This is a genomic window from Belnapia moabensis DSM 16746 (assembly GCF_000745835.1).
In the GTDB taxonomy this organism is placed as follows: domain Bacteria; phylum Pseudomonadota; class Alphaproteobacteria; order Acetobacterales; family Acetobacteraceae; genus Belnapia; species Belnapia moabensis.
Genome location: NZ_JQKB01000004.1, coordinates 167,492 through 191,781 on the forward strand (window position 1 = coordinate 167,492; position 24,290 = coordinate 191,781).

Here is a 24,290-nt window from a genome sequence, read left to right on the forward strand (position 1 = left end):
CGGCGCTCAGGGCCTGCCTTGACGGCGACCTCGGCGCCTATGTCGATGATGTCGGGCCGGCGGCAAATGGGCGGCTCGCCGTGCGGGTGCGGCGCGGGCGGGTGACGGAGCGCTGCCTGGTCGGCGAGCGGGGGCGGGTGGCGATGCGGCTGACGCTCGCCGATGCGCCGGCGCCGGAGCCGGCGGCGACCGCCTATTTCCTCGAGCGGCGCTGCGCGGATGCGCGGCGGGTGGCGGCGCCGGACGGGACGGTGCTGGGCTGGCTGGCCTATCCGGCCTGCTCGTAGCGGGCGCTGCGGACCTGATCCTTACCCCCGGCCTTGGCGGCGTACATCATGGCATCGGCGGCGGCGAGGGCGGCTTCGGCCGAGTCAGGCATGGTCTCGAAGCCGACCGAGCCGATCGAGGCGGTGACGGGCCAGCCTTCCGCGGCCATGCGCCCGGCAAGCATGCGGCGGATGCGCTCGGCCAGGGCTTCGGCGCGGGCCGTGTCGCCGACGAGGACACAGAACTCATCGCCGCCAAGCCGGGCCAAGCTATCCGCCTCCCGCGTCGCGGCGCGCAGCACCTCGGCCACGGCGCGGAGCACCGCGTCGCCGGCCGCGTGGCCGAGCCTGTCGTTGATGCCCTTGAAGCCGTCGAGGTCGCTGAAGATCAGGGTGAAGGGCCGCCGCATGGCGAGCGCCGCGTCGAGCGCCGTCATCAGCGCGGAGCGGTTGGGCAGACCCGTCAGCCCGTCTGTGACGGCCAGGGCATGCATCCGCCGCATCGCCCGGCGCAGCTCGAGCGCGGTCGAGACCGAGCGGGCGAGGCCGGAGAGGATGTCCAGCTCCTCCTCGCTGGTCTCGCGCGGGGCGTGGTCGAGCACGCAGAGGGTCCCGAGCGCATAGCCCTCCGCGTTCACGAGCGGGATGCCGGTATAGGAGCGGAGGCCGGGATTGTCGGTGACCAAGGGGTTGTCGGCGAAGCGCGGATCGGCCCGCATGTCCTGGACCACCAGGGGCTGGTCCGGTTGCAGGATGGCATGGGCGCAGAAGGCGACGTTCCGCGGCGCCTCGGTGACGTCGAGGCCGTGCCGGGCCTTGGCCCAGATCCGCTCCGCATCGACCAGCGAGACGAGGGCGATGGGCCGGTGGGTGAGGCGGGCGGCAAGCCGGGCGATATCATCGAACGCGGCCTCGCAGGCGGTGTCGAGCACGGCATAGGACCGCAGCGCCGCGAGGCGGCCGGCTTCGTCCGAAGGCAATGGGGCGGCTGGCATGGTCCGGGCGATAATCCTGTCGTGTTCGCGGCGATACTAGCACAACCTGAAGGTGTGGTTCGTACGATTTCCAAGGGGGTGGACAAGCACCGGCTGCTCCGCCGGAATGGCAGGGCAGGATGGGAGGCGACATGGCGGAGCGGCAGGTGCTGGCGGTGGTGCGGCCGGATTGGGTCGACCATTACGGCCACATGAACATGGCCTTCTACCTGGCGGTCTTCGACATGGCGACGGACCAGCTCTGGCCGGGCCTCGGCCTCGGCAAGCCCCTGCATGCGGAGGGGTTCGGCACCTTCGCTGCCGAGACCTGGGTGAACTACGTGCGCGAGGTGCGCGAGGGCATGCCGCTCGCCTGCACCAGCGAGGTGCTGGCCTATGACGCCAAGCGGCTGATAGCGGTGCACCGGATGCACCATGCGACGGAAGGCTGGCTCGCCGCCGAGAACGAGGTGCTCTACCTCTGCATGGACCTCTCGGTGCGGCGGGTGGGGCTGTGGCCGGAGCGGGTGCTGGAGCGGTTCGCCGAAGTCTGCACCGGGGCGGCGCCACGGCGGCTGGCGCTGCGGCGCCGTGAGGGGTAGGGCGCGGCCGGGTCAGGCCCCGCCGCAGAGATGCTGGGAATCCGGCAGCGACCAGGAGCCCCGTGTGCGCAGGTTGGTCACGGTGTAATAGCGGCCGCGGTCATCGCCGGGCGGGCAGGCGCGCGGGATGATGGTCAGGCACATGACGACGCGGTCGCCGGGGCGGGAGGCGATGAGCGCCTCCTCCCGGTCGTAGGAGACCTGGAAGCCGCGATTGGCGAAGCTGATGCTCGTGCCGCTGTCGAAGGCGCCGGGCTTGTCGCCGTCCAGGCGTGCCGCGACCTGGGTGACCCGCGTGGTGACGCATTGGCCCGGCCGGCCGGGCAGGCCGCTGCTCTCGGGCGCGGTGCCGTCGGCCATGTCGAGGGCGTTCACCCAGTCGGGCGGGGCGATGTCGGAGCCGAAGCGCTGGTAGCCGTGCAGGCCGCCGACATAGACCGCGAGCAGGCAGCCGCGGGTGGCGCCGCAGCGTCGCCTGTCGGCCAGGATGCCGCGGGCGACGGTGGTGAGCGACGCCAGGTCCTCCTTCGGCGTGGTGGCGCGGGCCTGCGCGTAGGCGGCGCCGAGCGCGCTGTCCAGTTCGGAGAGGTGCGGATCGGCGCAGACGGCCTGCTCGTCGGGAGCGGCGGCGCGGGCGCAGTCGAAGCTGGCGGCAAGGGCGGCCGGGGCGGCGGCCAGGGGCAGCAGGGCCAGGAGGAAGGCGGGTCTCATGAGCGGCTGTCTCCGGGGGTGTTGCGGGGCCTGCTGGCACTAGGCGCATGCATTCAATCGATCTGCAGGTTCATGCGGCGGAGGACGGGGGCCCAGCGGGCGGCCTCCTTTTGCATGAAGGTGGCGCAGTCCTCGGGGCCGCTGCCGATGGCGAACTGGCCCTCGGCGAGGAGCCGGTCGCGGAAGCCCTGCTCCTTCAGCGCCTCCCCCGCCGCCGCGGCGAGGCGGGCGATGGCGGCGGGCGGGGTGCGGGCGGGGGCGACCAAGCCGAAATAGGTCTGCGCCACGGCCTCCGGATCCGTCTCGGCGAAGGTCGGGATGTCGGGGAAGCCAGGCATGCGGCGGTCGCCGGTCCAGCCGATGATATGGCCCTGGCCGTTGCGGTGTGTGCCGATCGCCGAGGCGCCGCCGACCACCAGCACCTGCAGCGTGCCGGCGAGGAAGTCGTTCAGCTGCTGCGCATCGCCCCGGTAGGTCACGTCCTGCATGCGGATGCCGAGGCGCTCGGCGATCAGCACGGCGGTAATGTTGTTGAAGGAGGAGGGACCGTTAGTGCCGTAATTCAGCCGGCCGGGCTGCGCCTTCGCCAGGGCCACGAATTCCGGGATGGTCTTCGGCAGGCTGTTTTGCAGCACGAAGGCGAAGGGGAGAATGCTGAGCAGCGCGACGGGGGCGAAGTCGTCGGGCCGGTAAGGCAGGCTGCGCATCAGCAGCGGGTTCAGCGTCAGCGTGGTGCCCGAGTTGACGAGGAGGGTGGTGCCGTCGGGCGCGGCGCGGGCGACGTATTCGGCGCCGACCACGGTGGCGGCGCCGGGGCGGTTCTCGACTTGGACGGGCTGGCCGAGCAGGGGCGCCATGCGCTCGGCGAGGAGGCGGCCCATCAGGTCGGTGGAGCCGCCGGGCGGGAAGGGGACAACGAGCGTCACCGGCCGGCCCTGGGCGAGCGCGGGCGTGGCGAGGGACGCGGCGAGGAGGCCGCGGCGGGTGATGCTGATGCCTGGCATGATTCTCCTCCCGGTCATTGCGGGCAGCCTTGCATGGCAGTGCCCCAATGGGGAGGTGGCGCTTGACGCGGGGCGCGGGCGCGCCTGCAATGCCCGGGAGGAGAACGAACATGTCCGAGAACATCAAGGTCTCGGTCGCCGACGGGGTCTGCACCGTGGTGATCGCGCGGCCGGAGAAGAAGAATTCGCTGACGCGGACGATGTATGCCGGGCTGGCCTCGGCCATCGAGGAAAGCTCTGCCGACCCCAAGGTGCGCTGCCTGCTGCTGACCGGCGAGGGCGAGGTCTTCTGCGCCGGGAACGACATCGGCGAGTTCCAGAACCGGGCGCCGGAAGACCCGAACGCGCCGCCGCCGAGCAAGCGCTTCTATTATGGCCTTGCGAATTACGAGAAGCCGATCGTCGCCGCCGTGCCAGGCCTCGCGATCGGCATCGGCTGCACCATGCTGATGCATTGCGACATCGTCTATGTGGCGCCGGAGGCGCGGTTCCGCATGCCCTTCGTCGATCTCGGGCTGGTGCCGGAGCTTGGCTCCTCGATGATCGTGCCCTGGATGGTGGGGCGGCAGAAGGCGGCGGAGCTGATGCTGCTCGGCGATTTCTTCGGCGCCGAGGCAGCGCGCGAGATGGGCTTCGTCAACCGGATCGTGGACCGGGCCGAGCTGCTGCCGACCGCGCGGGCGACGGCCGCCGTGCTGGCGGCGAAGCCGCCCGAGGCGATGCGGCTGACGCGGCGGCTGCTGCGGCAGCACCATGCCATCCTGCTCGAGCGGATGGAGGAGGAGAGGAATATCCTCGCCGCGCAGCTGCAGACCGACGAGACCCAGGCCATCATGGCCAATGTGCTGAAGAAGCGCTGACGGGGAGCCGCGCATGTCCCTCATCGACTCCCTCAAGGGCCGGCTCTCGCTGCCGCTCATCGGCTCGCCGCTCTTCATCATCTCGGTGCCCGACCTCGTCGTCGCGCAATGCACGGCGGGCGTCATCGGTGCGATGCCCTCGCTCAATGCGCGGCCGGCGGAGCAGTTCGAGGAATGGGTGATCGAGATCAAGGAACGGCTTGCGACGCATGACGCGCGGCACCCGGACCGGCCCGCGGCGCCGTTCGCGATCAACCTCATCGTGCACAAGTCGAACGACCGGCTGGAGCATGACCTGGCCGTCTGCGTGAAGCACAAGGTGCCGCTCATCATCACCTCGCTCGGCGCGCGGCCGGAGGTGAACCAGGCGGTGCATTCCTATGGCGGCTATGTGCTGCATGACGTGATCAACCAGCGCTTCGCGCATAGCGCCGTCGACAAGGGGGCGGATGGGCTGGTGCTGGTCTGCGCCGGCGCGGGCGGACATGCGGGGGCGCTTTCGCCTTTCGGCTTCGTGCAGGAGACGCGGGCCTGGTTCGACGGACCGATCGCGCTCTCGGGCGCCATCGCCAACGGGCGGAGCGTGCTGGCCGCCGAGGCGCTGGGCGCCGACTTCGCCTATGCGGGCAGCGCCTTCATCGCCACCAAGGAGGCGCGGGCGCAGCCGGAGCAGCAGCAGATGATGCTGGAGTGCGGGGCGGAGGACATCATCTACACCAATCTCATCACCGGCGTGCACGGCAACTACATGAAGCCGAGCCTGCTCCGTGCGGGGCTCGACCCGGACAACCTGCCGGAGAGCGACCCGAGCAAGATGGATTTCAGTTCCGACCGGAAGAAGCGTTGGAAGGACATCTGGGGCGCCGGGCAGGGAATCGGCGCGGTGAAGGCGGTGGAGCCGGCGGGCGATGTGGTGGCGCGCTGGCGGCGGGAGTATCACGCGGCGAGGGCACGGCTGGGGGCCGGACGCCCGCTGGTAAATCCGGCCTGGGAGGCCGTGATGGAGGCGGCGGCCGAGTAGGCCGCCACCCGCCATGCGTCAGTCCATCGCCGCATGCGCCGGATCGGGCGCGGTGGCCTTGGGCGGGCGCTTCATCAGCGGCAGCAGGAGGAGCATCGACAGCGCCAGGATCATCAGCAGCCAGTAGTCGTCGGCATAGGCGATGATGCTGGCCTGGCGCGTGATCTCCTGGTTCAGCAGCGCGGCGCCGGGGATGGTGGAGGGGTCCCACCAGCGGTGGATCGCCGGGATGTCGAAGACCCGGTTCAGCGGCGTGACATGCATCGCCAGGTCCGCATGCACGACCTGGGTGTTGCGCGTCAGCATCGCCGCCATCGCCGAGATGCCGATGGCGCTGCCGAGGTTGCGCAGCAGGCTGATGAGCGAGGTGCCGTCGGTGCGCAGCGCCGGGTCAAGCGTCGCGAAGGCGACGAGGTTCAGCGGGATGAAGACGAAGCCGAGGCCGACGCCCTGTAGGATGGTCGCGGTCACCAGCGTGCGCATCGAGACGTCGGGCGTCCAGCCGGTCATCTCCCAGAGCGTCCAGGCAAGGATCAGCACGCCGATCGCCATCACCTTGCGCGGATCGAAGCGGCTGGCGAGGCGGCCGGCGATGAACATGGCAGCCATGGTGCCGAGGCCGCGCGGGGCCATGGCGAGGCCGGCGGTGAAGACGGGGTAGTTGCCGAGCGTCTGGAGGTAGGGCGCGAGTAGAGCAGAGGTGGCGAAGAGGATGACGCCGACCGCGAACATGATGCCGAGCCCGGCGGCGAAGTTGCGGTCGCGGAAGATGCGCGGCGGGATGAAGGGCTGCTCGGCCGTCGCCATGTGGACGAGGAAGAGGTAGAGGCCGAGACCGGCGAGCACGGCTTCCACAATGATCTCGGTGGAGCCGAACCAGTTCAGCAGCTCGCCGCGGTCGAGCATGATCTGCAGCGCGCCGACGCCGAGGGCGAGCACGCCGAAGCCGAACCAGTCGAAGCGGCGGCCGGACTGCGCCTCGCCTTTCGGCAGGAAGAAGAGCAGGCCGAGCAGAGCGAGGATGCCGAAGGGCAGGTTGACGTAGAAGACCCAGCGCCAGTTGAGGTTCTCGGTCAGGTAGCCGCCGAGCGTGGGGCCGAGGATCGGGCCGACCATCACGCCCATGCCCCAGATCGCCATGGCGGAGCCACGCTGCTCCGGCGGGTAGATGTCGAGCATGGTCGATTGGCTGAGCGGCACCAGCGCGGCGCCGAAGGCGCCTTGCAGCAGGCGGAAGATCACCATCTGGTCGAGCGACTGCGCCGCGCCGCAGGCGACGGAGGCGAGGGTGAAGCCGCCGACCGAGGCGAGGAAGACCGCGCGCCGGCCGAAGCGGGTGACGAGGAAGCCGACCGGCGCGGTCAGGATGGCGGCCGCGGTGATGTAGCTGGTCAGCACCCAGGTGATCTGGTCGGAGGTCGCCGCCAGGCCGCCCTGCATGTAGGGCAGGGCGACATTGGCGATGGTGCCGTCCAGCGCCTGCATCAGCGTCGCCACCATGGCGCAGACGGTGATGATGCCGCGATGCGGCACCGCTTGCTCGCTCATTGTCTGTTCCTGCCCTGGCCGGTGCCGTTCCGCGGCGTTGCCGCGGAATGGGTGCCGAAGTCTCGGGCGTGAGTGGAAATCCGGGGCCTCCGCGGCGCCGCGCAGCGGTGTCGTGGGGAGAACTAAAAGATGTCGGAGAGATGCCGCTCGTGGCCGGTGTTGATGGAGACGACGGCGCTCATCCCCGAGCGCAGCGGCGGCGCATCGGCCGGTTGCTCGACGCGGATGCGGACCGGGATGCGCTGCACCACCTTCACCCAGTTGCCGGAGGCGTTCTGCGCCGGCAGCACGCTGAAGGTGGAGCCGGAGGCGGGGCTGATGCTCTCGACCACCGCCTTCCAGGTGATGCCGGGATAGGTGTCGATGGTGACGGTCGCGGCGTCGCCTGGCTTCACATGGGTGAGGTCGGTCTCCTTCGGCAGCGCATCCACCCAGACATGGTCGGAGGAGACGAGGGCGAAGGCGGGCGAGGCGGCGGCGAGGTACTGGCCGGGCTGGAGGGTGGAGACCTGCGTCACGGTGCCGGCGAAGGGGGCGCGGAGCGTGGTGTGGTCGAGCTGGCGCTGCGCCTCTGCGAGCCTGGCTGCGGCCTCGAGGTAGTCGGGGTGCTGCTCGACCGGCTGGTCCGGCTTGCCGCCGAGCTTCGCCAGTTGGACGCGGGCCTGGGCGCGGAGCGATTCGAGCTGCTGCTGCGACTGCTGCAGGCCGTAGCGTGCCTGGTCGTAGGCGGAGCGGGTGACGGCGCCGCTGTTCACGATCTGCGCGGCGCGGTCGTAGGTGGCCTGGGCCAACGAGACAGCGGCTTCCTGCGCCGCGGCGTCGCGCAGCAGGCGCTGGTAGTCCGCCTGCATGGCCTCGAGGTTCAGCGAGGTCTGCTGGAGCCGGGCGCGCGCCTGGTCGAGGGCGTGGCGGAAGGGGGCGTCGTCGAGCTGGACCAGGACCTGGCCGGCGGCAACGGTGTCGCCCTCATGCACAGCGATGCGCCGGACGATGCCGGAGACGTCGGTCGCCAGCATCAGCCGGTCGGCCTGGACATAGGCGTCGTCGGTGCCGGCATAGCGGCCGCCATTCAGCCAGAACAGGCCGGAGCCGGCGGCGACGGCGAGGACGCCGCCGAGCATCAGCGCCGGGCGCAGCCAGCGGCGGCGCTTCGGCCGGGCGGAGGCGGCCTCGGTCTGGGGCATTTCGGCGCGGATCGAACCTTCGGGCATGGGACCACTCTCAGGCAGCGAAGTCGGCGTCAGTCTCGCCGGCCAGCAGGTTGGACTTCATCAGCAGCAGGGCGTCGCGTAGCGCCACGCGTTGCGCCTCGGGCAGGTTGCGCGTCGTGGTGGCGTCGAAGGCGGCCTTGGCCTCGTCGATCTCGGCCAGCACGGGCGCGGCCTCGGGCCGCAGGTGGAGACGCCACACGCGGCGGTCCGCTGGGTCGGCGCGGCGCTCGATCAGGTTGCGGGCGGCGAGGCGGTCGACCAGGCGGCCGACGGTGATGGGCTCGACCTCCAGCAGCTCGGCCAGCTCGCGCTGGGTGAGGCCGTCATGCCGGCGGAGGCGGACCAGGATGACCCATTGGGCGCGAGTCATGCCATGCGCGCGGGCGACGCGGTCCGCCATGGTGCGGATGAGCCGCGCCACATCGGTCAGCAGCAGGAGAAGGTCGTCATTCGGCGGGATGATCACGCAGGTGAATATAAGCTGCGTTATTATAAGCCGCATCGGGGCCGACGATCACGTCGCTGCGACTCATGGCATCAATATTCCAGCTCGTAGGAGAGGCCGATGCGGTCGCCGGCAGGGCCGGTGGCGGTCTGGCCTTCGACCTTGATGCGGGGGGTGATCTCGACCTGGACGCCGACGCCGGTGCCGCCATTCGTCCCCTGGCGGACGCCGAGGAAGACGCCGGGGGCGACGTAGCGGCCAGCCTCGACCGTGGCGCCGGCGGTGTTGCCTTGGGCGCCGCTGACGCCGAGGCGATCGAGGCCCAGGGCGCTGCGGACGCGGTCGAGCGGGCCGCCGCCGGAGCCGCCGATGCCGGTGAGTTGGGCGACGGCGGCGGCGATCTGGGCGATCTCGAAGGGCGAGAGGTTGCTGGTGGCGCGGTCGAAGAGCAGGCGAGCCAGCACCTCGTCCTGCGGCAGCTCGGGGGTGGAGGTGAAGCCGATTTGCGGGGCGTTGGCCGGGCCGGTAACGGTGACGGTAATGGTCGTGGAGCTGGCCGTCGCCTCCGCCGCCATGTCGAGCTGCGGGACGAAGGTGCCCGCGTTGAAGCCGATGGTGCCGCGCTTGAAGGTCAGCGTGCGGGTCAGGATGTTGAGCGTGCCGCGGACCAGGTTGAGGCTGCCGGAGGGGACCGGGGCGGCGACGGTGCCGCCGACATCGATGGCGCCGCCCATCTCCACCTCGAGGCCGCGCCCGCGGATGAAGACGCGGCGGGCCCTCACCTTCACCGCGAGGTTCAGGGGCGGGGCGGCGGGGGTGGGCGGGCCGGCCTTCGCCGGTGGCTCGGGTGGGATTACGCCGGGAGGGAGGCGGCCGCGCTGGCGGACATTCGTCAGGGTCGGGACGCTGGCGGGGAGCTTCTCCGGCACGCGCAGCTCGGCCTGCTCGATCCGCACCTCGCCGGCCACGGTGCCGCCGCCGGTGATGGGGCCCTTCACCGTGATGTCGGCGCCGATGGTTGCGGTGCCGAGGTCGGAGGCGACGGGGCGGGCGTTGCGGGCGGTGAGGACGAGGTCGGCGGGCAGGCCGGGGGCACCGGCATCGATGCTGCCGCGGAGGCCGATGGTGCCGCCGCCGAGGGTCTTGCCCTCCAGCCGCTCGATGACGAGGCGGGTGCCCTCGCCGGTGATGGTGCCGCCGATCTCGGAGAGGCGGACGCCGGTCGTCGGGTTGCGGTAGTCGCCGCCCGAGAGGGTGGCGCGGCCACCGAGGCGGGGAGTGCCGACACTGCCTTCGGCCCGGAGCGCCAAAGCGAGGCGGCCGGCAACGCGGTCGGCGCCGGCTGCGAGGAAGGGGCCGGCGAGAGGGGCGAGGTTCAGCGACCCGTCGAGGCTGGCGGCCAGCGGGGAGTCGGGGTCGAAGCCGCGCGGCAGGCGGGCGGTGGCGGTGACGGTGCCGGCCGGGCCGGCGGCGATCTCGGCGCGGGCTTCGGTGGCGGTGCCGAGCATGCTGGCCTCGGCGCGGAGCGTGACGGGCGGCAGGCCGCGGGCCCAGTCGGCGCCGAGGCCGATGCCGGTGCCGTTGAGGCGGGCACGGATCTCGGGCCTGGCGGTCGGGCCGGTGACGCGGACCTCGCCGGTGATCATGCCTCGGGGCTTGAGGTCGGGGGCGAAGCGCTCGGCCAGCGTCAGGGGAAGGGCGGCGATGGTGAGGGCGAGGTCGGCGCGCTCCGGACCCCAGCGGCCGGCGGCCTGGACCCGGCCGCCATTGCCGATGGCGAGGGCGAGGGAGGCGATGTCGATGCCGCCATCGGCGCCGTAGGTGATGCGGGCCGGGGCGCCGAGGCGCACCGTCTCGCCCTGGGCTTCGGCCTGGAGGGCGGCGAGGTCGAGACGGTAGGCGCCGTCCGTCTGCGTGACGCGGCCGCGGCCGGAGAGTTCGCCCTCGGTCGCCTTGCCGCGGAGGGTCCAGTCGAGGGCGGCGGGGGTGCCGGCGACGGTGGCGGCGAGGTTGCCCTGCTGCCCGGCATAGGCGAGGCGGGGGGCGTCGAGCTTCAGGTCGAAGCCCTGGATGCCGTCGCGCGGTTCCAGCTCCGCGTCGAGGGTGAGGCGGCCGGCGAGGCCCACGAGCCCGGCGAGGCGGCCGAGGGGGGCAAGGTCGGGCGCGTCGAGGCGGGCGGTGCCGGCAAAAAGCTTTGCGACCGGGTCGAGGCGGCCGGTGGCGGTGAACCTGGCAGGGCCGATGCGGGCCTCGGCGGCCTCAATCTCGACTGCTTGGCCGTCCGGGCGGCCGCGGAAGTCGAGGGCGACGGGTTGGCCGTCGAGCGTCGCGCGGAGCTGGGCGGTGCCGCGCGGGGCCGAGGCGGGGGTGGCGACTTGGGCGTCGAGGGCGAGGCCTTCCAGCACGCGGCCGGCGGCGGCAATGCGGCCGGAGCGGGCCGCGATCGTCAGGTCGGGGTCGGCGAGCTTGCCGGTGGCGTGGACGGTGGCTTCCAAGGCGCCTTCGGAGCCGGCGCCGAGGACTTCCAGCCGGGGGAGGGAAAGAGTGGCGTCGAGGGCGATGGGCTCGGCAATGTTGCCCTTCGCGGTGAGGCGGCCGTTGGCGGCGTCGAGGGTCGCATCGAATGCGGGGCCGGGGAGGGCAGCGTTGAGGGCGAGGCGGGGGGCGGGGCCGAGAACGGCATCGGCCTGGGGCACGCCGGTCGCCAGGGCCTCGGGCGTCGCGGTCAGGACAATGGCGGGCTTCGCCATGGTGCCGGTGACATGGGCCTTGGCGGCGAGGCCCTGCCAGGCGAGGCCGGCGGGGAGCAGCGGGGCGAAGCGGGCGCTCTCGGCCAGGGCGAGGTCGAGGCGGAGGTCGAGAGCCTCGGTGCCAAGGTTGGCGCTGCCGGTGGCGGCGAGGCGGCCGGCGGGGAGGGTCAGTTCCAGCTTGCGCAGCGCCAGGCGCTGGTCGGGTGGCAGGTCGGCATCGAGGGCGAAGGCGAGAGGGATGGCGAGCGGGCGAATGGTTTCGGGCAGCAGGGGGCCGGCGCGGGCCTCGCCTTGCAGGGTGGCGCCGTAGCCACCCTCGGGCGTCGCGCGGATCGTGCCGGTGCCGGTCAGCGCCACTTGCGCGCCGAGGCCGGCCTTTAGGTCGAGAGCGGCGCCGGAGGCGGGGCCATCGAGCGTCAGGGCGAGGTGGAGGGGGGCGTCACCCCAGCCGCCCTCGGGGGGTGGGATGAAGCTGGCGATGAGGCCGCCGGGGGCTTCGTCCAGCGTCAGTTGTGCGGCGAGGCGGTCGGCGCCGGGGGTGAGGGCGAGGGTGAGCGCCGCCGTGAGCGGGGCGTCTAGGCGCTTGAGGTCGAGCCGCGCAGTGAGGTCGCCGGCGGCGAGGCGAGCTTGGCCGTCGAGGCCGAAGACGGCGGCCTGGCCGAGGACGGGCTGGGCCAGCTCGATCCGCCCGATGGCGAGGCGGTTCAGCTCCACCGCGACGGGGAGTTGCGGCAGATGGGGGAGGACGGTGTCGGAGGGGAGCTGCGGCTCTGCGGGCGCCGTCTCGCCGCCGGCGGGGAGGCGGGCGAGGGCGATGCGCGCGGCCTCGATGCGCTCGATGCGGAGGGTGCGGGAGAGCAGGGCCGCGAGGTCGAGGTCGATGTGGCCGTCCTCCAGCACGACCCATTCGCCCTGGTCATCGGCATAGGCGAGGCGGGCGAAGCCGAGATGGCCGGGCAGCGGGCCGCGCAGGCCTTGGATATGCAGGCCGGGGACGAAGCCCTCCGCCTGGCGGGCGAGGAAGGCGCTACCGCCCTCGGTATTGATCCAGGCGAGGGCGCCGATGATGGCGACCACTGGCAGGAGGATCAGGAGCGCGAGCGTGCCGAGGAGCCATTTCAGCCAGCGCATGATCAGAAGGCCTGGCCGATGCCGACATAGAGGCCGTAGCCGGAGGAGCGGGGCTCGCGCACCACGGGCAGGGCGACATCGGCGCGGATCGGGCCGATCGGCGTGTAGTAGCGCAGGCCGAGGCCGGCGCCGACGCGGAGGTTGGAGGTGTCGGGGATCGAGCCGGTGCCGACCGCGCCGGCATCGACGAAAGCGACGGCGCCGATATCGCCCCAGACCTTCTGGCGCCATTCGACGCTGGTCTCGAGCAGGCTGGCGCCGCCGGTGGGGCGGCCCTGCTCGTCGCGGGGCCCGATCGACTGGTAGTCGAAGCCGCGGACGGAGCCGCCGCCGCCAGCGTAATAGCGGATGTGGCGCGGCACGCTGTCGCGGTTGGCGCCGGCCAGAGAGCCGAGGGTGCCGCGCACCGCGAGGATGCTGCGGCGGTCGGCGAAGACATCCCAGTAAGTGCTGGCCGTCACCCGCGTCGGCAGGAAGGGCTGGGCGTCGCGGATGCTGTAGGAGGGGCTGATGGTGCCCTCCAGCCGGTAGCCCTTGGAGGGGTCTAGGAGGTTGTCGGTGCCGTCGTAGCGGCCGCCGAACAGGACGCCGACGATCTGGTAGGGGCTCAGCTTGCCGTCCGGCGGGCCGGTGGAGCCGAGATCGACGGCCGGGCCGGCGCGGACCGTGAGCTGCTCGGAGATGCGGCGTTCGAAGAGTAGCGATGCGGTGATGGCGTCGCGGTCATAGGCCTCCAGCCGCTCGCGCAGCGCGCCAATGCTGGCGACCAGGGTCAGGTCGCGGCCGAAGACGCCGGGGCTCCTGTAGGTGACGCCGGTCCGGTAGGTCATCTGGTCGAGCGCCCCGCCGGTGCCGATGCGGGCCAGCTCGCCCTCGATGCGCAGCCGCTCCGCCCCGCCGAAGAGGTTGCGGTGCTCCCAGTAGACCCGGACGGAGGGGCCGTAATTCGTCTCGAAGGCAGCCGTGATGCCCAGCGCATGGCGGGCGCGCTCGGCGACGGTGAAGGTGGTGGGCAGGCGGCCCTCGGCATCCAGCCGCTCGGCGGCGCGGACGCGGACGGAGCCGAAGGGGCCGAGCGCCATCAGCTCGCGCCGGGCTCGCTCCAGCCGATCGGGGCTGTAGGTCTCGCCGGTGATGCGGCCGGCCTGGCGGCGGAGGAAATCGGCATCGACGCGGACGGCGCCCTCGACCTGAGGCGGGGCAAAGGTGGCGAGGGGGCCGGGGGCGAAGCGCCAGGCGATCTCCATCGTCTTGGCGCCATGGTCCACCACCGTCTCGCGCCCGGCCATGGTGGCCAGCGGGTGGCCGGAGGTGAGCAGGCGGTCGAGCAGGGTGCGCTCGGCGGCGAGCACGGGCTCGGCGCGGGCGACGTCGCCGGGGGCGAGGCCGAAGGGCCTGGCGGCCGCGGCGTCGAGGGCGGGCTGGTCGCGGGGCTCCGTCGCCCGGATGGCGATGGTGCGGATGCGGTAGGGCTCGCCCTTCTCGACCTCGATGCGGATGGGGACGGGCTTCTCCGGTGGGGCTTCGAGGCGGGCGAGGAGGCCGGGATCCGCCAGGGGCAGGCCGGCGATGCTGATCTGGGTGGTGCCGCCCCAATAGCCTTCGGACTGAAGGGCCTGCTGAAGGCGCTCGCGGTCGCCCTGGGCGCGGCCGATCACGCCGCCGGCGCTGGTCGGTGAGGATTCGCGGAGCGCTTCGAGCTGGGAGACGGCGGCGAGGGCGGCATCCAGGCGCGAATCGCCGCTCGGGGCGATCTCCACCGTATAGGGGAGGGCCGCCGGGTCCGGCTCCTGTGCCTGGGCGAGCGAGGCGAGGAGCAGGGCCAGAATGATCGGCAGGCGTCGCAATGGATACAGCACGGTGGCGAAAGCAACTTCCGGGGTCAGGGTTCCCTCAGGAGATGGGGGGGACTAGGGTTCTTGCATGGATCAGACGCTTGCTGAAACGCTCGCCGGATGGCGCCGCCACCTGCATGCCCATCCGGGTCTCACCCTGCATGAGGGGGAGACGGCCGCCTTCGTCGCAGCGAGGCTCAAGGAGATGGGGATCGAGGTCACCGAGGGGGTCGGCGGGCATGGGCTGGTCGCCACGCTGCGGCGCGGGGAAGGCGGGTCGAACCGCTCGGTCGGGCTGCGGGCCGACATGGATGCGCTGCCGATCCAGGAGCTGAACGAGGGGCTGGCCTATCGCTCCACTATACCCGGAGTGATGCATGCCTGCGGGCATGACGGGCATACCGCGGCGCTGCTCGGCGCGGCGGCGCTGCTGCAGCGGGACCAGGGCTGGACGGGGACGGTCCAGCTGGTCTTCCAGCCGGCCGAGGAGGGCGGCGGCGGGGCGCGGGCGATGATCGCCGACGGGCTGTTCCAGCGCTTCCCGATGGAGCGGATCTTCGGCTGGCACAATTGGCCGGGGCTGGAGGCGGGAACCGTCGCCGTGCATGAGGGGCCGGTGATGGCCGCCGGGGCGCGCTTCGAGATCGGCTTCACCGGGCATGCGGGACATGCGGCGCTGCCGCATCTGACGCGCGACCCGATGATCGGCGCCGGACATGCGATCATCGCCCTGCAATCCATCGTCGCCCGCAACATCGACCCGATGCAGGCGGCCGTCGTCAGCGTGACAGTCGCCGAGGCGGGCGAGGCGCAGAACCAGGTGCCGAACTCCGCCCGGCTCAAGGGCACCGCGCGCTGGCTGCAGCCGGAGACGGGCGAGGCGATCGAGGCGGCGATGCGGCGGATCGCGGCCGGCGTCGCCGCGACCTTCGCGCTGGAGGCGGAGGTAGAGTTCAAGGTCGGGGTGGAGCCGACGGTGAACCATCCGGCGGAGCGGGAGCTGGCGGCGGTGGCCGCAGGTGCGGTGACGACGGTGCGGCGGGACCTGCCGCCTGCCATGACGGGAGAGGATTTCTCCTTCTTCCTGAAGGAGGTGCCGGGGGCCTTCGTCTGGATCGGCAATGGGCCGGGCGATGGCGGGCGGGAGCTGCACAACCCGGCCTATGACTTCAACGATGCCGTGCTGCCGATCGCAAGTGGCTATCTGGCGGAGGTGGCGAAGCGGGCCCTCGCCGGGGCATAATCCCCGGTAGAGGAGCGCGGCGATGGTAGGCGTGATTGCGAGGGGTGTCGGCCGGGGGCGGGCGAATGACCCGGCCGATGTGCTGGTGGTGGAGCAACTGCTCGTCCGGCATGGGCGCTGGACCTTCCCGCAGGGGCTGCCGGTGGCCAACGGCACGGCGGATGCGGCGACCTTCGCCGCCATCGAGGCCTTCCAGCGCAACGCCATGGGGCTGCTGAAGCCGGACGGGACCGTCGATCCCGCCGGGCTGACCATACGCTTCCTCGACCGGCCGATCATCGCCGGGCCACGGCACAAGGTCTTCCGCGAGATCTGCTGGGCGCGGCCGGAGACCTCCTCCATCACCCCGGCCCTGGTCGAAGCGGCGGCGAAGAGCCTCGGCTGCGAAGTGGCGGCGGTCCGGGCGGTGGCGCAGGTGGAGACCAAGCGATCGCCCTGGGACGAGGAGGGGCGGCCGACCATCCTGTTCGAGCGGCACAAGTTCCGGACGCATACCCGCGGCGCCTATAACCGCTCGCATCCGGACCTTTCCGGGCCGCAGGGCGCCTATGGCAGGTTCAGCGCGCAATATCCGAAGCTTCGCCGCGCCGCCATGCTGGACGAGGCGGCGGCGCTGAAACCGGCCTCCTGGGGCACTTTCCAGATCCTCGGCGAGAACCACAACGAGGCCGGCTACAAGTCGGTCGAGGCCTTTGTCGAAGCGATGATGGAGAGCGACGCCCGGCATCTCGAGGCCTTCGTCGCCTTCGTCGGCGCCAACAAGGGGATGAGGAAGGCGCTGCAGGACAAGGACTGGGCCGGCTTCGCCTCGCGCTACAACGGGCCGGACTACAAGAAGAACGACTACGGCAACCAGATGAGGGCGGCCTATGAGCGGCTCAGCAAGGGTTAGCCTGGCGTTGGTCGCGGCGCTGCTCGGCGCGGGGCCGGCGGCGGCGGGCGGACCCGACCTTGCCGGCGAGGCTCGGGCCGGGCTGCCGGTGGCGGGCGGGTTCGAGGCGGCGGCGCCGCAACGCTGGACGCCGGTGCGTGGCGTCACGCTGAGCCTGCTGCCGGTGCGCTTCGCCCCGCTCGCGCCGAGCTTCCCGAACCAGGGGCGCTGGTGCGGGGTGGCGGTCGGCGGGGCGGGGGCGGTGGAGAGCCTCGTCACCGTGGGCAGGGACTGGACCGAGGCCGTCAGCTGCGACGGGCTGCGCGAGGCGGGCGAGGTGCCGGCTTCGGGTGGCGTGCCGCGCTTCGCCTTAGTCTACGCGGCGAGGTCGCCCAACACCACGGTTCGGGTGCCGGTCATCCTGCGCTGGGAGGCTGGGCGGGCGGTGTTGGATGCCGAGGCCTCGCAGTGGGTGGACGAGGCGGGGCGGGGCGGCAGCCTTGCGGCGGTCAGGGCGGCGCTTCGGCAGCGCTGAGGTCCCGCCAGCCGGGGCGGTCGCCGAGCGCCGTCGCGTGGAAGACCCCGCGGGCGACAGCGCGGGCCAGGGTCGAGGCCGCCAGATGGCCGAGGCGGGCGAGCATGCCGGGGCCGGTCAATGGTACCCTTCCGGTTGCCAGGACGAAGACGCTGTCGCCGTCGAAGGGGGTGTGGATCGGGCGGATCGCCTGGGCGAGGCCGTCGGCGGCCATGATCGCCAGGCGCTGGAGCTCGCCCTTGCCGAGGGCGGCGTTGACGGCGACGACGGCGATCGTCGTGTTGGCCATCGGGTTCACCGCGGAGCCGAGGGGGAGGGGCATCTCAGGCTCCGCGCGCCAGTCGGTGGGGGGCGGGCCGAGGCCGCCGAACTCATCCCGCATCTCATGCGGCCAAGCCCAGAAATGCCGGCTGCCGGGCATCACCGCGCTGCCGAAGCTGTTGACGGCGACGATGGCGCCGAGTTGCAGGCCATCCGCCGTGACGGTGCTGGCGCTGCCGAGGCCGCCCTTCACCCGGCCGGAGCGGGCGCCGAGCCCGGCCCCGACATTGCCTAGGGCGAAGTCCGGGCCCACCGCGCCGAGGGCGGCGCGGCCGAGCGCCGCATAGGGCGGAGCCTCGCCCCAGGATTTGTCGCCGCCATTCATCAGGTCGAAGAGGATGGCGCCGGGGACCACGGGCACCGTCGTGCCGCCGAAGGCGACGCCGCGGCCGCGGGCGCCGAGGGCGGCGACCACCGCGCCGGCAGCGTCGAGCCCGTACATCGAGCCGCCGGAGAGGACGATGGCATCGACCGTGTTGCCGATGCTGGCCGGGTCCAGCGCCTGGATGTTGAGGGTGCCGGGGGCGCCGCCGCGGATCTCGGCGGCGGCCTGGCAGCGCTCCACGGGGTAGATGACCGTGGTGCCGGTGCGGATGCGGTGATCCTCGGCTTGGCCGACGAGGATGCCTTCGACATCGGTTATGAGGTTGCGCGGTCCGGGGCGAATCATGCCGGGAGCCTCGCATGGCGGGCGGCGGCGCGCTATCGGAGGCGGCATGGAATGGCGAATGATGACCGAGGCGGATCTGCCGGGCGTGGTGGCGCTCGCCGGGGTGGTGCATCCGCAGCATCCCGAGCGGCCGGAGGTCTTTGCCGAGCGGCTGGCGCTGGCGCCCGGCTTCTGCTGGGTTCTGGGGGAGAGGCTGGGCTATGCGCTGGCACATCCCTGGTCGGGGGAGGCGCCGCCGCTCGACACCCTGCTCGGGGCGCTGCCGCGGCCGGCGGAGGCGCTGCATCTGCATGACATCGCGCTCGCCCCGGAAGCACGGGGCAAGGGGCGGGCGGAGGCGATGGTGGAGCGGCTCGCGGCGGTCGGGGCGGCGGGCGGGATCGGGCAGATGACGCTGGTCGCGGTCGCGGGCAAGGGCGGGTACTGGCGGCGGCGTGGCTTCTGGCCGGTGGCGGAGGCGGCGGGCTACGGGCCGGACGCCTGGCTCATGGTGCGGGCGCTCGGTTGAGACCGGATGCGGCGGCGACACCTTGGGTCGCCGCCGTGTTGCCGGGGAGGCGGCTGCTGCGGCCGGCTTCGATGGCCCGGCGGTCGCGCTCGAGCCGGCTTTCGGTGAGGCGGGCCTGCCGTCAGCCGAAGCGCGCCTTGAGCCAGGTGGCGGCGGCGGCGACGGAGCGGCCGGCGGCGCCGACATGGCCGAGAGCGCGGAGGAAGCCATGCACCGTGCCGGGGAAGAGCTGCGTCTCCAGCGGGATGCCGGCGGCGCGGAGGGCCTCGGCCATGGCATGGTTCTCGTCGGCGAGCACATCGAGTTCGGCGATGTGCAGCAGGCAGGGCGGCAGGCCGGCGAGGTCGGCGCGGAGCGGGGCGGCGAGCGGGTTGAGCCTGTCGGCGGGTCGGGGAGCATAGGCGTTCCAGTAGAAGCGCATGCGCTCCTCGGTCAGGCCGTAACCGGTGGCGAATTCGCGGTAGCTCGGGCGGTCGAGGCGGCTGTCGAAGACGCCGTAGTTCAGCAGCAGGCCACGGAGGGGCACCGGGGCGCCGCCGTCGCGAAGCGAGAGGGCGAGGCCCATGGCGAGGTTGGCGCCGGCGGAATCGCCGCCGATCACGATGTGGCTCGGGTCGAGGCTCCAGACGGGACCGTCCGTGGCTATCCAGCGCAGGACGCCCTCGCATTCCTCGAGCGCCTGGGGGAAGACGGCTTCGGGGCTCAGCGCGTAATCCGGGCCGATGACGGCGCAGCCGGCGGCGGCGGCGTATTCACGCATCAGCCGGTCATGCGTGTCGATGCTGTTCCAGACCCAGCCGCCGCCGTGCAGGTAGAGCAGCACGGGGTGGGGGCCGGGCCCCTCGGGCAGGTGGACGCGGCACTGGATGCGGCGGCCGCGGATGGGGAGCCAGCGGTCTCCGCTCACGGCGGGCACCGGGCCGCCGTCGGAGAGAGGGACGTTCAGCGCCTCGGTCAGGGCGCGGGGGCGGTCGAAGGGGAGTTCCAGGCGGATGGGCGGGTGGGCGGCGGCGCGTTCCTCCATCATCCGGTTGAAGGCCAGCATCTCAGGGTCGAGGCGGGGGTCCATGGGGCGTCTCCGGTAACCTTCCCTTATGGTTGCCGCTTCAGGCTTCCAGGTCCATGTTGCGGTGCACCATGTCGATGATGATCACGCGCAGCCTCTCCCCCGGCTATCAGGCGAGTTCCCTGTTCCGGCCCCGGAGCTTGGTGCTGCTGGCGAACCCCGTGCAGCCGGAGGCGGCGGTCCTGGCCGCCAATATCGCCGCGGGCGGTTTCCAGGGGCGGGCCTATGCGGTGGGGATGGCGGTGCCGGGGCTGTTGCCGGCCGATTCGATCCAGGCGCTGCCGGAGGCGCCGGATCTTGCCGTGCTCTGCCTGCCGCCCGCGGCGCTGGAGTCCGCGATGGCGGCGCTGGCGCGGCGGGGGTGCTTCGCCGCCATCGTGCCGGGGCCGGCGCCGGATCTGGCCGGCATGTCCGTGCGGACTGGGGTGCGGGCGCTGGGGCAGGGGAGCTTCGGCCTCTGCATCCCGGCGATCGGGCTGAATGCCTCGCTCTCGCATATGCCGCCGGCGCCGGGGCGGCTGGCGCTGGTGACGCAATCGGCGGCGCTGGCGCGGGCGGTGCTCGATTGGGCGGCGGCGGAGAAGCTCGGCTTCAGCCATGTGGTCGGCATCGGCGGCAATGCGACGCTCGGCTTCGCCGCCTCGCTCGATTGGCTGGCGCGGGATGCGGGGACGGGGGCGGTGCTGCTCGACCTCAGGCGCGTCAGGAACCGGCGGGCTTTCGTCTCGGCGGCGCGGGCAACGGCCCGAACGCGGCCGGTGATGGCGATCCGGGCCGGGGGGCGGAGCGGGGATGCCTCGGGGCTGGCCGATGCGGTGATGGAGGCGGCGCTGCGCCGCGCCGGGGTGCTGCGGGTCTCAGGGCTCGAGGACCTGCTCTCGGCGGCGGAGACGCTGGCGCGTGTCAGGCTGCGGCCGGGGGTGCGGGAAGCACGGGTCGCCATCGTCACCAATGGGATCGGGCTCGGGCATCTGGCCGCCGATGCGGTGATCGCCGGGGGCGGGTGCCTGGCCGAGTTGCGGCCGGAATCGCTCGTCGCCTTCGGCATGCTGCTGCCGCCGGGATGGGTGGCAGGCAACCCGCTCTCGCTCGGGCCGGCGGCGGGGCCGCGGCTGGCCGAGGCGGCGGCGATGCTGGCCGGGCTGCCGGAGGTGGATGCGGTGCTCGCCCTGCATGCCCCGGCGCCGGGGGAAGCGCCGCCCGAGGCGGCAGATGCGGCGGCGGAGGCGATGATCGCCGCGGCGAAGACCGGGGCGGGGCGGGCGGCACCGATTCTCGTCGGCTGGGCCGGGCAGGCGACGGCCGGGCGGCAGCGGCAGCGGATGGCGGAGGCGGGGCTTGCCGTCTTCGCCACGCCCGAGGCGGCGGCGCGGGGGGCGATGCATCTGACCGCCGATCGGCGGAACAGGGCGGCGGCGGCGGAGCTGCCTTCGCGCGAGGTGCTGGACCTTGCGCCAGACCGGGCGGCGGTGCGGCGCATCCTCGCCCTGGCGCGGGCGGCAGGGCGGCGGGCGCTGACGGCGGAGGAGGCGCTCGGCGTGCTCGCCGCCTATGGAGTCCCGACGGTGCCGGGGCGCCATGCCGAGGGGCCGGCGGAGGCGGCGGATGCGGCCGCCATGCTCGGCTTCCCGGTGGTGCTGAAGGTTCTCAGCCCGGACCTGCCGCACAAGAGCGATGTCGGCGGCGTGGTGACCGACCTCGCCAGCCCGGGCGCGGTGCGGGCGGCGGCGGAGGCGATGCTGGCGCGCATCCGGGCGGTGCGGCCGGAAGTGCAGGTCGACGGGCTGCTGGTGCAGCGGCAGGCGGCGCGGGCGCTGGAGCTGCGCCTCAGGCTTGGCGAGGATGCGATGTTCGGGCCCTGGATCGGCTTCGGCCAGGGGGGGACGGCGGCCGATCTCGCGGCTGACGAGGCGCATGACCTGCCACCGCTCAACCTGGCGCTGGCGGACCAGTTGATCGGCCGCTCGCGCACATCGCGGCTGCTGGGCGGCTTCCGTGACCATCGCCCGGCGGACCGGGGAGCGGTGGCGGAGGCGCTGGTGCGGCTGTCGCAGATCGCGGTCGATTTCCCGGAGGTCGCGGGGCTCACGGTCAACCCGCTCTTCGCCGATGCCCAAGGAGTGCTGGCTGTCGATGCGAAGCTGGCGCTGCGGCCGGCGGGCGAGGCTGGGGAGCTGGCGATCCCGCCTTACCCGGCGGAGCTGGAGCGGCCGTTCCACGCCCGGTCGGGTGAGGTGCTGGCCATCCGCCCGATCCGGCCGGAGGATGCGGCGGCGCTGGGTGAGGCCTTCCGGCGCCTCGACCCTGAGGACATCCGGCGGCGCTTCTTCTCGCCGCTGCGGGAGATGTCGCCGGCGCTGACGGCCCGCCTCACCCAGATCGACTATGACCGGGAGATGGCCTTCATCGGCTGCGACGAGGCCGGGGCGATCCGTGGCGTGGCACGGCTCATCCGCGACCCGGTGGCACCGGCGGCGGAATTCGCGGTGATCGTCGAGCCGGCTATGAAGGGGCAGGGGCTCGGGCGCCACCTGATGGAGCGGCTGTTCGAATGGGGCCGCGCCGTGGGGGTGACGGAAGTCGCTGGCCAGGTCCTGGCCGATAACCGGCCAATGCTGGCCTTCGTCCGCAAACTCGGCTTCAGCCTCCGGCGCTCGCCGGAGGAGGAGGATGTGATGGAGGCGCGGCTGGCGTTGTGATCAGGCGGCGCGGGTGGCGGAGATGAGTTCGCGCACCCGGGCGGCGGCGGCGGCGCCCTTCAGCGCGTCGCGCCACGCGGTTTCGGCGACGCGCTGATGGACGGAGATGGCCTCGTCCGCCGCGGTGATCATGGCGACGCCGAGTCCGGCCGTCGGCGGCGCATCGGGCGGGAAGGGGCTGCCGACGACATGAGCGCGGTCGCGGCCGCGCAGCACGATGAAGGCGCCTGCGGGATCCGGCCCCGAGGTGAGGCCGAGCTGCAGGCCAATGGGCACGCTCTCCATCATGGTGGCGATGCTCTCCGCCTCGGCCTGGGCGGCGGCGCGGCAGCGAGAGCGGGTGCGCTCCGAGAGCGGGATGCCGGCAGCGACGCCATCCTGCAGGAAGCGGCGTAGCGAGGCTTCCGACAGGATGCCAATGATGTTGGGACGGCGCTGCTGATGCAGCTTCTTGCGGGCGGTGAGCAGGCCTAGCGCCTGGTCGGCCATGGAGCGGGCGGGGACGCGGTCGGGCGCGGCGTCGGCCGCCTCGGTCCAGGCCTCGGTCAGGGCTCCTTCGAAGGCGTCGGTCGAGACCTGGTAGCAGAGGGCGCCCCCGACCATGAGGATTTGGTCGGCCTGTTCCTCGACCTGCCGCAGCCGCTCCTGGAAGGCGACGGGGCGGGAGAAATATTCGACGCCGATCCCGAGCAGGGAGAGAGGCGAGATCTTCAGCAGTTCGGCGAGGCGCCGGATCGTGTCCAGCTTGATGACCTCGCCCTTTTCGTAGCGGTAGAGGGCGGCGCGGGAGACGCCGAGGCGGGCCGCGATCTCTTCCGCCCTGAGGCCCGATTCCAGGCGATAGGCCCGCAATTGCTGCCCGATATCCGCAAACCGCATCCTAGCCTCCGGCTTCCCACACCTTGCCATCCTGGCGAAGTGATTCGACCATAGAATGGTTAGGTTTTTGAGAAGATATCTCGCGCCCCGCATGGGACTCGCAAAAAAACCTTGCCCGCCTCTCCTGACGAAATCAAGTCGTGGCGACTTTTGCGACATGTTCATACATGGCGCAAGCGCATGGGATGTGGGCCAGGAAGGCCGCACACGCATAGCGCGTGCGGCCAAGTGGCTTGTTCAGCCGGCGTCAGGGGCCACGGGGTGGGCGGCCATGGTCTCCAGCGCCTTCACCAGCCCGGAATGGTCGAGCTGGCCGCCGCCGGCGGCGATGCAGGCGGAGAAGAGCTGCTGGGTGGCGGCGGTGTTGGGAAGCGCCACGCCGAGCTCCTTCGCCGAGGTCAGGGCGAGGTTCAGGTCCTTCTGGTGCAGGACGATGCGGAAGCCGGGGTTGAAGGTCCGCTTGATCATCCGCTCGCCATGGAGTTCTAGGATGCGGGAGGTGGCGAGGCCGCCCATCAGCGCCTGACGCACCTTGGCCGGGTCGGCGCCGGCCTTGCTGGCGAAGACCAGGGCCTCGCCTACCGCCTCGATCGTGAGGGCGACGATGATCTGGTTGGCGACCTTGGTCGTCTGGCCGGCGCCGTTCGGGCCGACGAGGGTGATGTTCTTGCCCATCGCCTCGAACAGGGGCTTGGCGCGGGCGAAGGCCGCCTCTTCGCCGCCGACCATGATGGTGAGGCTCGCCTGCTTGGCGCCGACTTCGCCGCCGGAGACAGGGGCGTCGAGGTAGTCGGCGCCCAGGGTGTTCACCTTCTCGGCGAAGGTCTTGGTGGCGGTCGGGCTGATCGAGGACATGTCGATGACCAGCTTGCCCTGCGACAGGCCCGCCGCGACGCCGCCGGGGCCGAAGAGGACGGCTTCCACATCGGGGGTGTCAGGCACCATCAGGATGATGACCTCGGCGGCCTTGGCCACCGCCGTCGCGTCCGCCACGACGGTGAAGGCAGCGCGGGACTCGCCATCGAGGCTCTTGCGCTCCGGGACGATGACCTCGTGGCCGGCGGTCTTGAGGTGGCCGGCCATGGGCTTGCCCATGATGCCGAGGCCGATGAAGCCGATCTTCATATGTGGCTGATCCTT

At 72.3% G+C, this 24,290-nt stretch carries 21 protein-coding genes; 9 read left to right on the forward strand and 12 right to left on the reverse strand.

Annotated elements, in window-relative coordinates:
* Positions 1-80: 80 nt before the first annotated feature.
* Complete coding sequence (locus tag EP26_RS03910; RefSeq protein ID WP_043336003.1) at positions 81-287, forward strand: hypothetical protein; 207 nt, start codon at positions 81-83, stop codon at positions 285-287.
* Here EP26_RS03910 and EP26_RS03915 read toward each other — a convergent pair.
* Positions 269-1,261, reverse strand: a complete 993-nt coding sequence (locus tag EP26_RS03915) for a sensor domain-containing diguanylate cyclase (RefSeq protein WP_043336005.1) — start codon at positions 1,259-1,261, stop codon at positions 269-271. The two genes, EP26_RS03910 and EP26_RS03915, sit on opposite strands and share 19 nt — an antisense overlap.
* 131 nt (positions 1,262-1,392) lie before the next feature.
* Between EP26_RS03915 and EP26_RS03920 the strand changes: the two genes are divergently transcribed.
* Positions 1,393-1,842, forward strand: a complete 450-nt coding sequence (locus EP26_RS03920; RefSeq protein ID WP_043336008.1) for an acyl-CoA thioesterase — start codon at positions 1,393-1,395, stop codon at positions 1,840-1,842.
* A 12-nt stretch (positions 1,843-1,854) separates the two neighbouring features.
* On the opposite strand, the gene EP26_RS03925 is transcribed toward EP26_RS03920, so the two are convergent.
* Positions 1,855-2,553 carry a lysozyme inhibitor LprI family protein gene (locus EP26_RS03925; RefSeq protein WP_043336013.1) on the reverse strand — a complete coding sequence of 233 codons (699 nt, stop codon included), beginning with the start codon at positions 2,551-2,553 and terminating at the stop codon, positions 1,855-1,857.
* 53 nt (positions 2,554-2,606) lie between these two features.
* The gene (locus EP26_RS03930; protein ID WP_043336014.1) at positions 2,607-3,557 is read right to left on the reverse strand and encodes a Bug family tripartite tricarboxylate transporter substrate binding protein; all 951 of its coding nucleotides are present in this window, start codon (positions 3,555-3,557) and stop codon (positions 2,607-2,609) included.
* Between the two features lie 110 nt (positions 3,558-3,667).
* On the opposite strand from EP26_RS03930, the gene EP26_RS03935 reads away from it, so the two are divergent.
* Together EP26_RS03935 and EP26_RS03940 are read left to right on the forward strand one after the other, a co-directional pair.
* Positions 3,668-4,417 carry an enoyl-CoA hydratase-related protein gene (locus tag EP26_RS03935; protein WP_043336017.1) on the forward strand — a complete coding sequence of 250 codons (750 nt, stop codon included), beginning with the start codon at positions 3,668-3,670 and terminating at the stop codon, positions 4,415-4,417.
* Between the two features lie 13 nt (positions 4,418-4,430).
* Entirely contained in the window at positions 4,431-5,438 is a 1,008-nt protein-coding gene (locus EP26_RS03940; RefSeq protein ID WP_052388767.1) for an NAD(P)H-dependent flavin oxidoreductase, read from the forward strand.
* Positions 5,439-5,456: 18 nt separating this feature from the next.
* Here the strand turns inward: EP26_RS03940 and EP26_RS03945 are convergent, their stop codons facing one another.
* From EP26_RS03945 to EP26_RS03965, 5 genes are all read right to left on the reverse strand, one after another.
* Positions 5,457-6,986, reverse strand: coding sequence for a DHA2 family efflux MFS transporter permease subunit (locus EP26_RS03945; RefSeq protein ID WP_043336018.1), 1,530 nt, complete (start codon positions 6,984-6,986; stop codon positions 5,457-5,459).
* Positions 6,987-7,108: 122 nt separating this feature from the next.
* Complete coding sequence (locus EP26_RS03950) at positions 7,109-8,197, reverse strand: HlyD family secretion protein (RefSeq protein ID WP_052388768.1); 1,089 nt, start codon at positions 8,195-8,197, stop codon at positions 7,109-7,111.
* A 10-nt stretch (positions 8,198-8,207) separates the two neighbouring features.
* Positions 8,208-8,663 carry a MarR family winged helix-turn-helix transcriptional regulator gene (locus tag EP26_RS03955; protein WP_245624284.1) on the reverse strand — a complete coding sequence of 152 codons (456 nt, stop codon included), beginning with the start codon at positions 8,661-8,663 and terminating at the stop codon, positions 8,208-8,210.
* Between the two features lie 71 nt (positions 8,664-8,734).
* Positions 8,735-12,523, reverse strand: a complete 3,789-nt coding sequence (locus EP26_RS03960; RefSeq protein WP_043336021.1) for a translocation/assembly module TamB domain-containing protein — start codon at positions 12,521-12,523, stop codon at positions 8,735-8,737.
* Positions 12,524-12,525: 2 nt separating this feature from the next.
* Complete coding sequence (locus tag EP26_RS03965; RefSeq protein ID WP_157033395.1) at positions 12,526-14,382, reverse strand: autotransporter assembly complex protein TamA; 1,857 nt, start codon at positions 14,380-14,382, stop codon at positions 12,526-12,528.
* 64 nt (positions 14,383-14,446) lie between these two features.
* Between EP26_RS03965 and EP26_RS03970 the strand changes: the two genes are divergently transcribed.
* The 3 genes from EP26_RS03970 to EP26_RS03980 are packed head-to-tail and all read left to right on the forward strand — an operon-like array spanning position 14,447 to position 17,007.
* Positions 14,447-15,601 carry an amidohydrolase gene (locus EP26_RS03970; RefSeq protein ID WP_043336026.1) on the forward strand — a complete coding sequence of 385 codons (1,155 nt, stop codon included), beginning with the start codon at positions 14,447-14,449 and terminating at the stop codon, positions 15,599-15,601.
* Between the two features lie 22 nt (positions 15,602-15,623).
* Entirely contained in the window at positions 15,624-16,493 is an 870-nt protein-coding gene (locus EP26_RS03975) for an N-acetylmuramidase domain-containing protein (RefSeq protein ID WP_043336029.1), read from the forward strand.
* Positions 16,471-17,007 (forward strand): hypothetical protein, encoded by a 537-nt coding sequence (locus tag EP26_RS03980; RefSeq protein ID WP_157033396.1) that lies wholly within the window; start codon positions 16,471-16,473, stop codon positions 17,005-17,007. The genes EP26_RS03975 and EP26_RS03980 overlap by 23 nt, the downstream gene beginning before the upstream one ends.
* Here the strand turns inward: EP26_RS03980 and EP26_RS03985 are convergent.
* Positions 16,982-17,998, reverse strand: coding sequence for a P1 family peptidase (locus EP26_RS03985; protein ID WP_043336033.1), 1,017 nt, complete (start codon positions 17,996-17,998; stop codon positions 16,982-16,984). The genes EP26_RS03980 and EP26_RS03985 overlap by 26 nt on opposite strands.
* Before the next feature lie 46 nt (positions 17,999-18,044).
* On the opposite strand from EP26_RS03985, the gene EP26_RS03990 reads away from it, so the two are divergent.
* Positions 18,045-18,506: a GNAT family N-acetyltransferase gene (locus tag EP26_RS03990; protein WP_043336036.1), complete on the forward strand. Its 462-nt coding sequence runs from the start codon at positions 18,045-18,047 to the stop codon at positions 18,504-18,506.
* Positions 18,507-18,627: 121 nt separating this feature from the next.
* On the opposite strand, the gene EP26_RS03995 is transcribed toward EP26_RS03990, so the two are convergent.
* Positions 18,628-19,575 carry an alpha/beta hydrolase fold domain-containing protein gene (locus EP26_RS03995; protein ID WP_043336038.1) on the reverse strand — a complete coding sequence of 316 codons (948 nt, stop codon included), beginning with the start codon at positions 19,573-19,575 and terminating at the stop codon, positions 18,628-18,630.
* A gap of 68 nt (positions 19,576-19,643) precedes the next feature.
* Between EP26_RS03995 and EP26_RS04000 the strand changes: the two genes are divergently transcribed.
* Positions 19,644-22,271, forward strand: coding sequence for a bifunctional acetate--CoA ligase family protein/GNAT family N-acetyltransferase (locus EP26_RS04000; protein ID WP_084112305.1), 2,628 nt, complete (start codon positions 19,644-19,646; stop codon positions 22,269-22,271).
* On the opposite strand, the gene EP26_RS04005 is transcribed toward EP26_RS04000, so the two are convergent.
* Both EP26_RS04005 and EP26_RS04010 read right to left on the reverse strand, forming a co-directional pair.
* Positions 22,272-23,150 (reverse strand): helix-turn-helix domain-containing protein, encoded by an 879-nt coding sequence (locus EP26_RS04005; protein ID WP_043336041.1) that lies wholly within the window; start codon positions 23,148-23,150, stop codon positions 22,272-22,274.
* A 237-nt stretch (positions 23,151-23,387) separates the two neighbouring features.
* Positions 23,388-24,275, reverse strand: a complete 888-nt coding sequence (locus EP26_RS04010) for a 2-hydroxy-3-oxopropionate reductase (RefSeq protein WP_043336046.1) — start codon at positions 24,273-24,275, stop codon at positions 23,388-23,390.
* Positions 24,276-24,290: the final 15 nt, after the last annotated feature.

Coding starts and splice junctions, on each gene's coding strand:
- EP26_RS03940 (WP_052388767.1), top strand. CDS start 4,431: ATGTCCCTCATCGACTCCCTCAAGGGCCGGCTCTCGCTGCCGCTCATC.
- EP26_RS03975 (WP_043336029.1), top strand. CDS start 15,624: ATGGTAGGCGTGATTGCGAGGGGTGTCGGCCGGGGGCGGGCGAATGAC.
- EP26_RS04000 (WP_084112305.1), top strand. CDS start 19,644: ATGTCGATGATGATCACGCGCAGCCTCTCCCCCGGCTATCAGGCGAGT.
- EP26_RS04010 (WP_043336046.1), bottom strand. CDS start 24,275: ATGAAGATCGGCTTCATCGGCCTCGGCATCATGGGCAAGCCCATGGCC.
- EP26_RS03945 (WP_043336018.1), bottom strand. CDS start 6,986: ATGAGCGAGCAAGCGGTGCCGCATCGCGGCATCATCACCGTCTGCGCC.
- EP26_RS03960 (WP_043336021.1), bottom strand. CDS start 12,523: ATGCGCTGGCTGAAATGGCTCCTCGGCACGCTCGCGCTCCTGATCCTC.
- EP26_RS03925 (WP_043336013.1), bottom strand. CDS start 2,553: ATGAGACCCGCCTTCCTCCTGGCCCTGCTGCCCCTGGCCGCCGCCCCG.
- EP26_RS03920 (WP_043336008.1), top strand. CDS start 1,393: ATGGCGGAGCGGCAGGTGCTGGCGGTGGTGCGGCCGGATTGGGTCGAC.
- EP26_RS03995 (WP_043336038.1), bottom strand. CDS start 19,575: ATGGACCCCCGCCTCGACCCTGAGATGCTGGCCTTCAACCGGATGATG.
- EP26_RS03985 (WP_043336033.1), bottom strand. CDS start 17,998: ATGATTCGCCCCGGACCGCGCAACCTCATAACCGATGTCGAAGGCATC.
- EP26_RS03990 (WP_043336036.1), top strand. CDS start 18,045: ATGGAATGGCGAATGATGACCGAGGCGGATCTGCCGGGCGTGGTGGCG.
- EP26_RS03980 (WP_157033396.1), top strand. CDS start 16,471: ATGAGCGGCTCAGCAAGGGTTAGCCTGGCGTTGGTCGCGGCGCTGCTC.
- EP26_RS04005 (WP_043336041.1), bottom strand. CDS start 23,150: ATGCGGTTTGCGGATATCGGGCAGCAATTGCGGGCCTATCGCCTGGAA.
- EP26_RS03970 (WP_043336026.1), top strand. CDS start 14,447: ATGGATCAGACGCTTGCTGAAACGCTCGCCGGATGGCGCCGCCACCTG.
- EP26_RS03930 (WP_043336014.1), bottom strand. CDS start 3,557: ATGCCAGGCATCAGCATCACCCGCCGCGGCCTCCTCGCCGCGTCCCTC.
- EP26_RS03950 (WP_052388768.1), bottom strand. CDS start 8,197: ATGCCCGAAGGTTCGATCCGCGCCGAAATGCCCCAGACCGAGGCCGCC.
- EP26_RS03915 (WP_043336005.1), bottom strand. CDS start 1,261: ATGCCAGCCGCCCCATTGCCTTCGGACGAAGCCGGCCGCCTCGCGGCG.
- EP26_RS03935 (WP_043336017.1), top strand. CDS start 3,668: ATGTCCGAGAACATCAAGGTCTCGGTCGCCGACGGGGTCTGCACCGTG.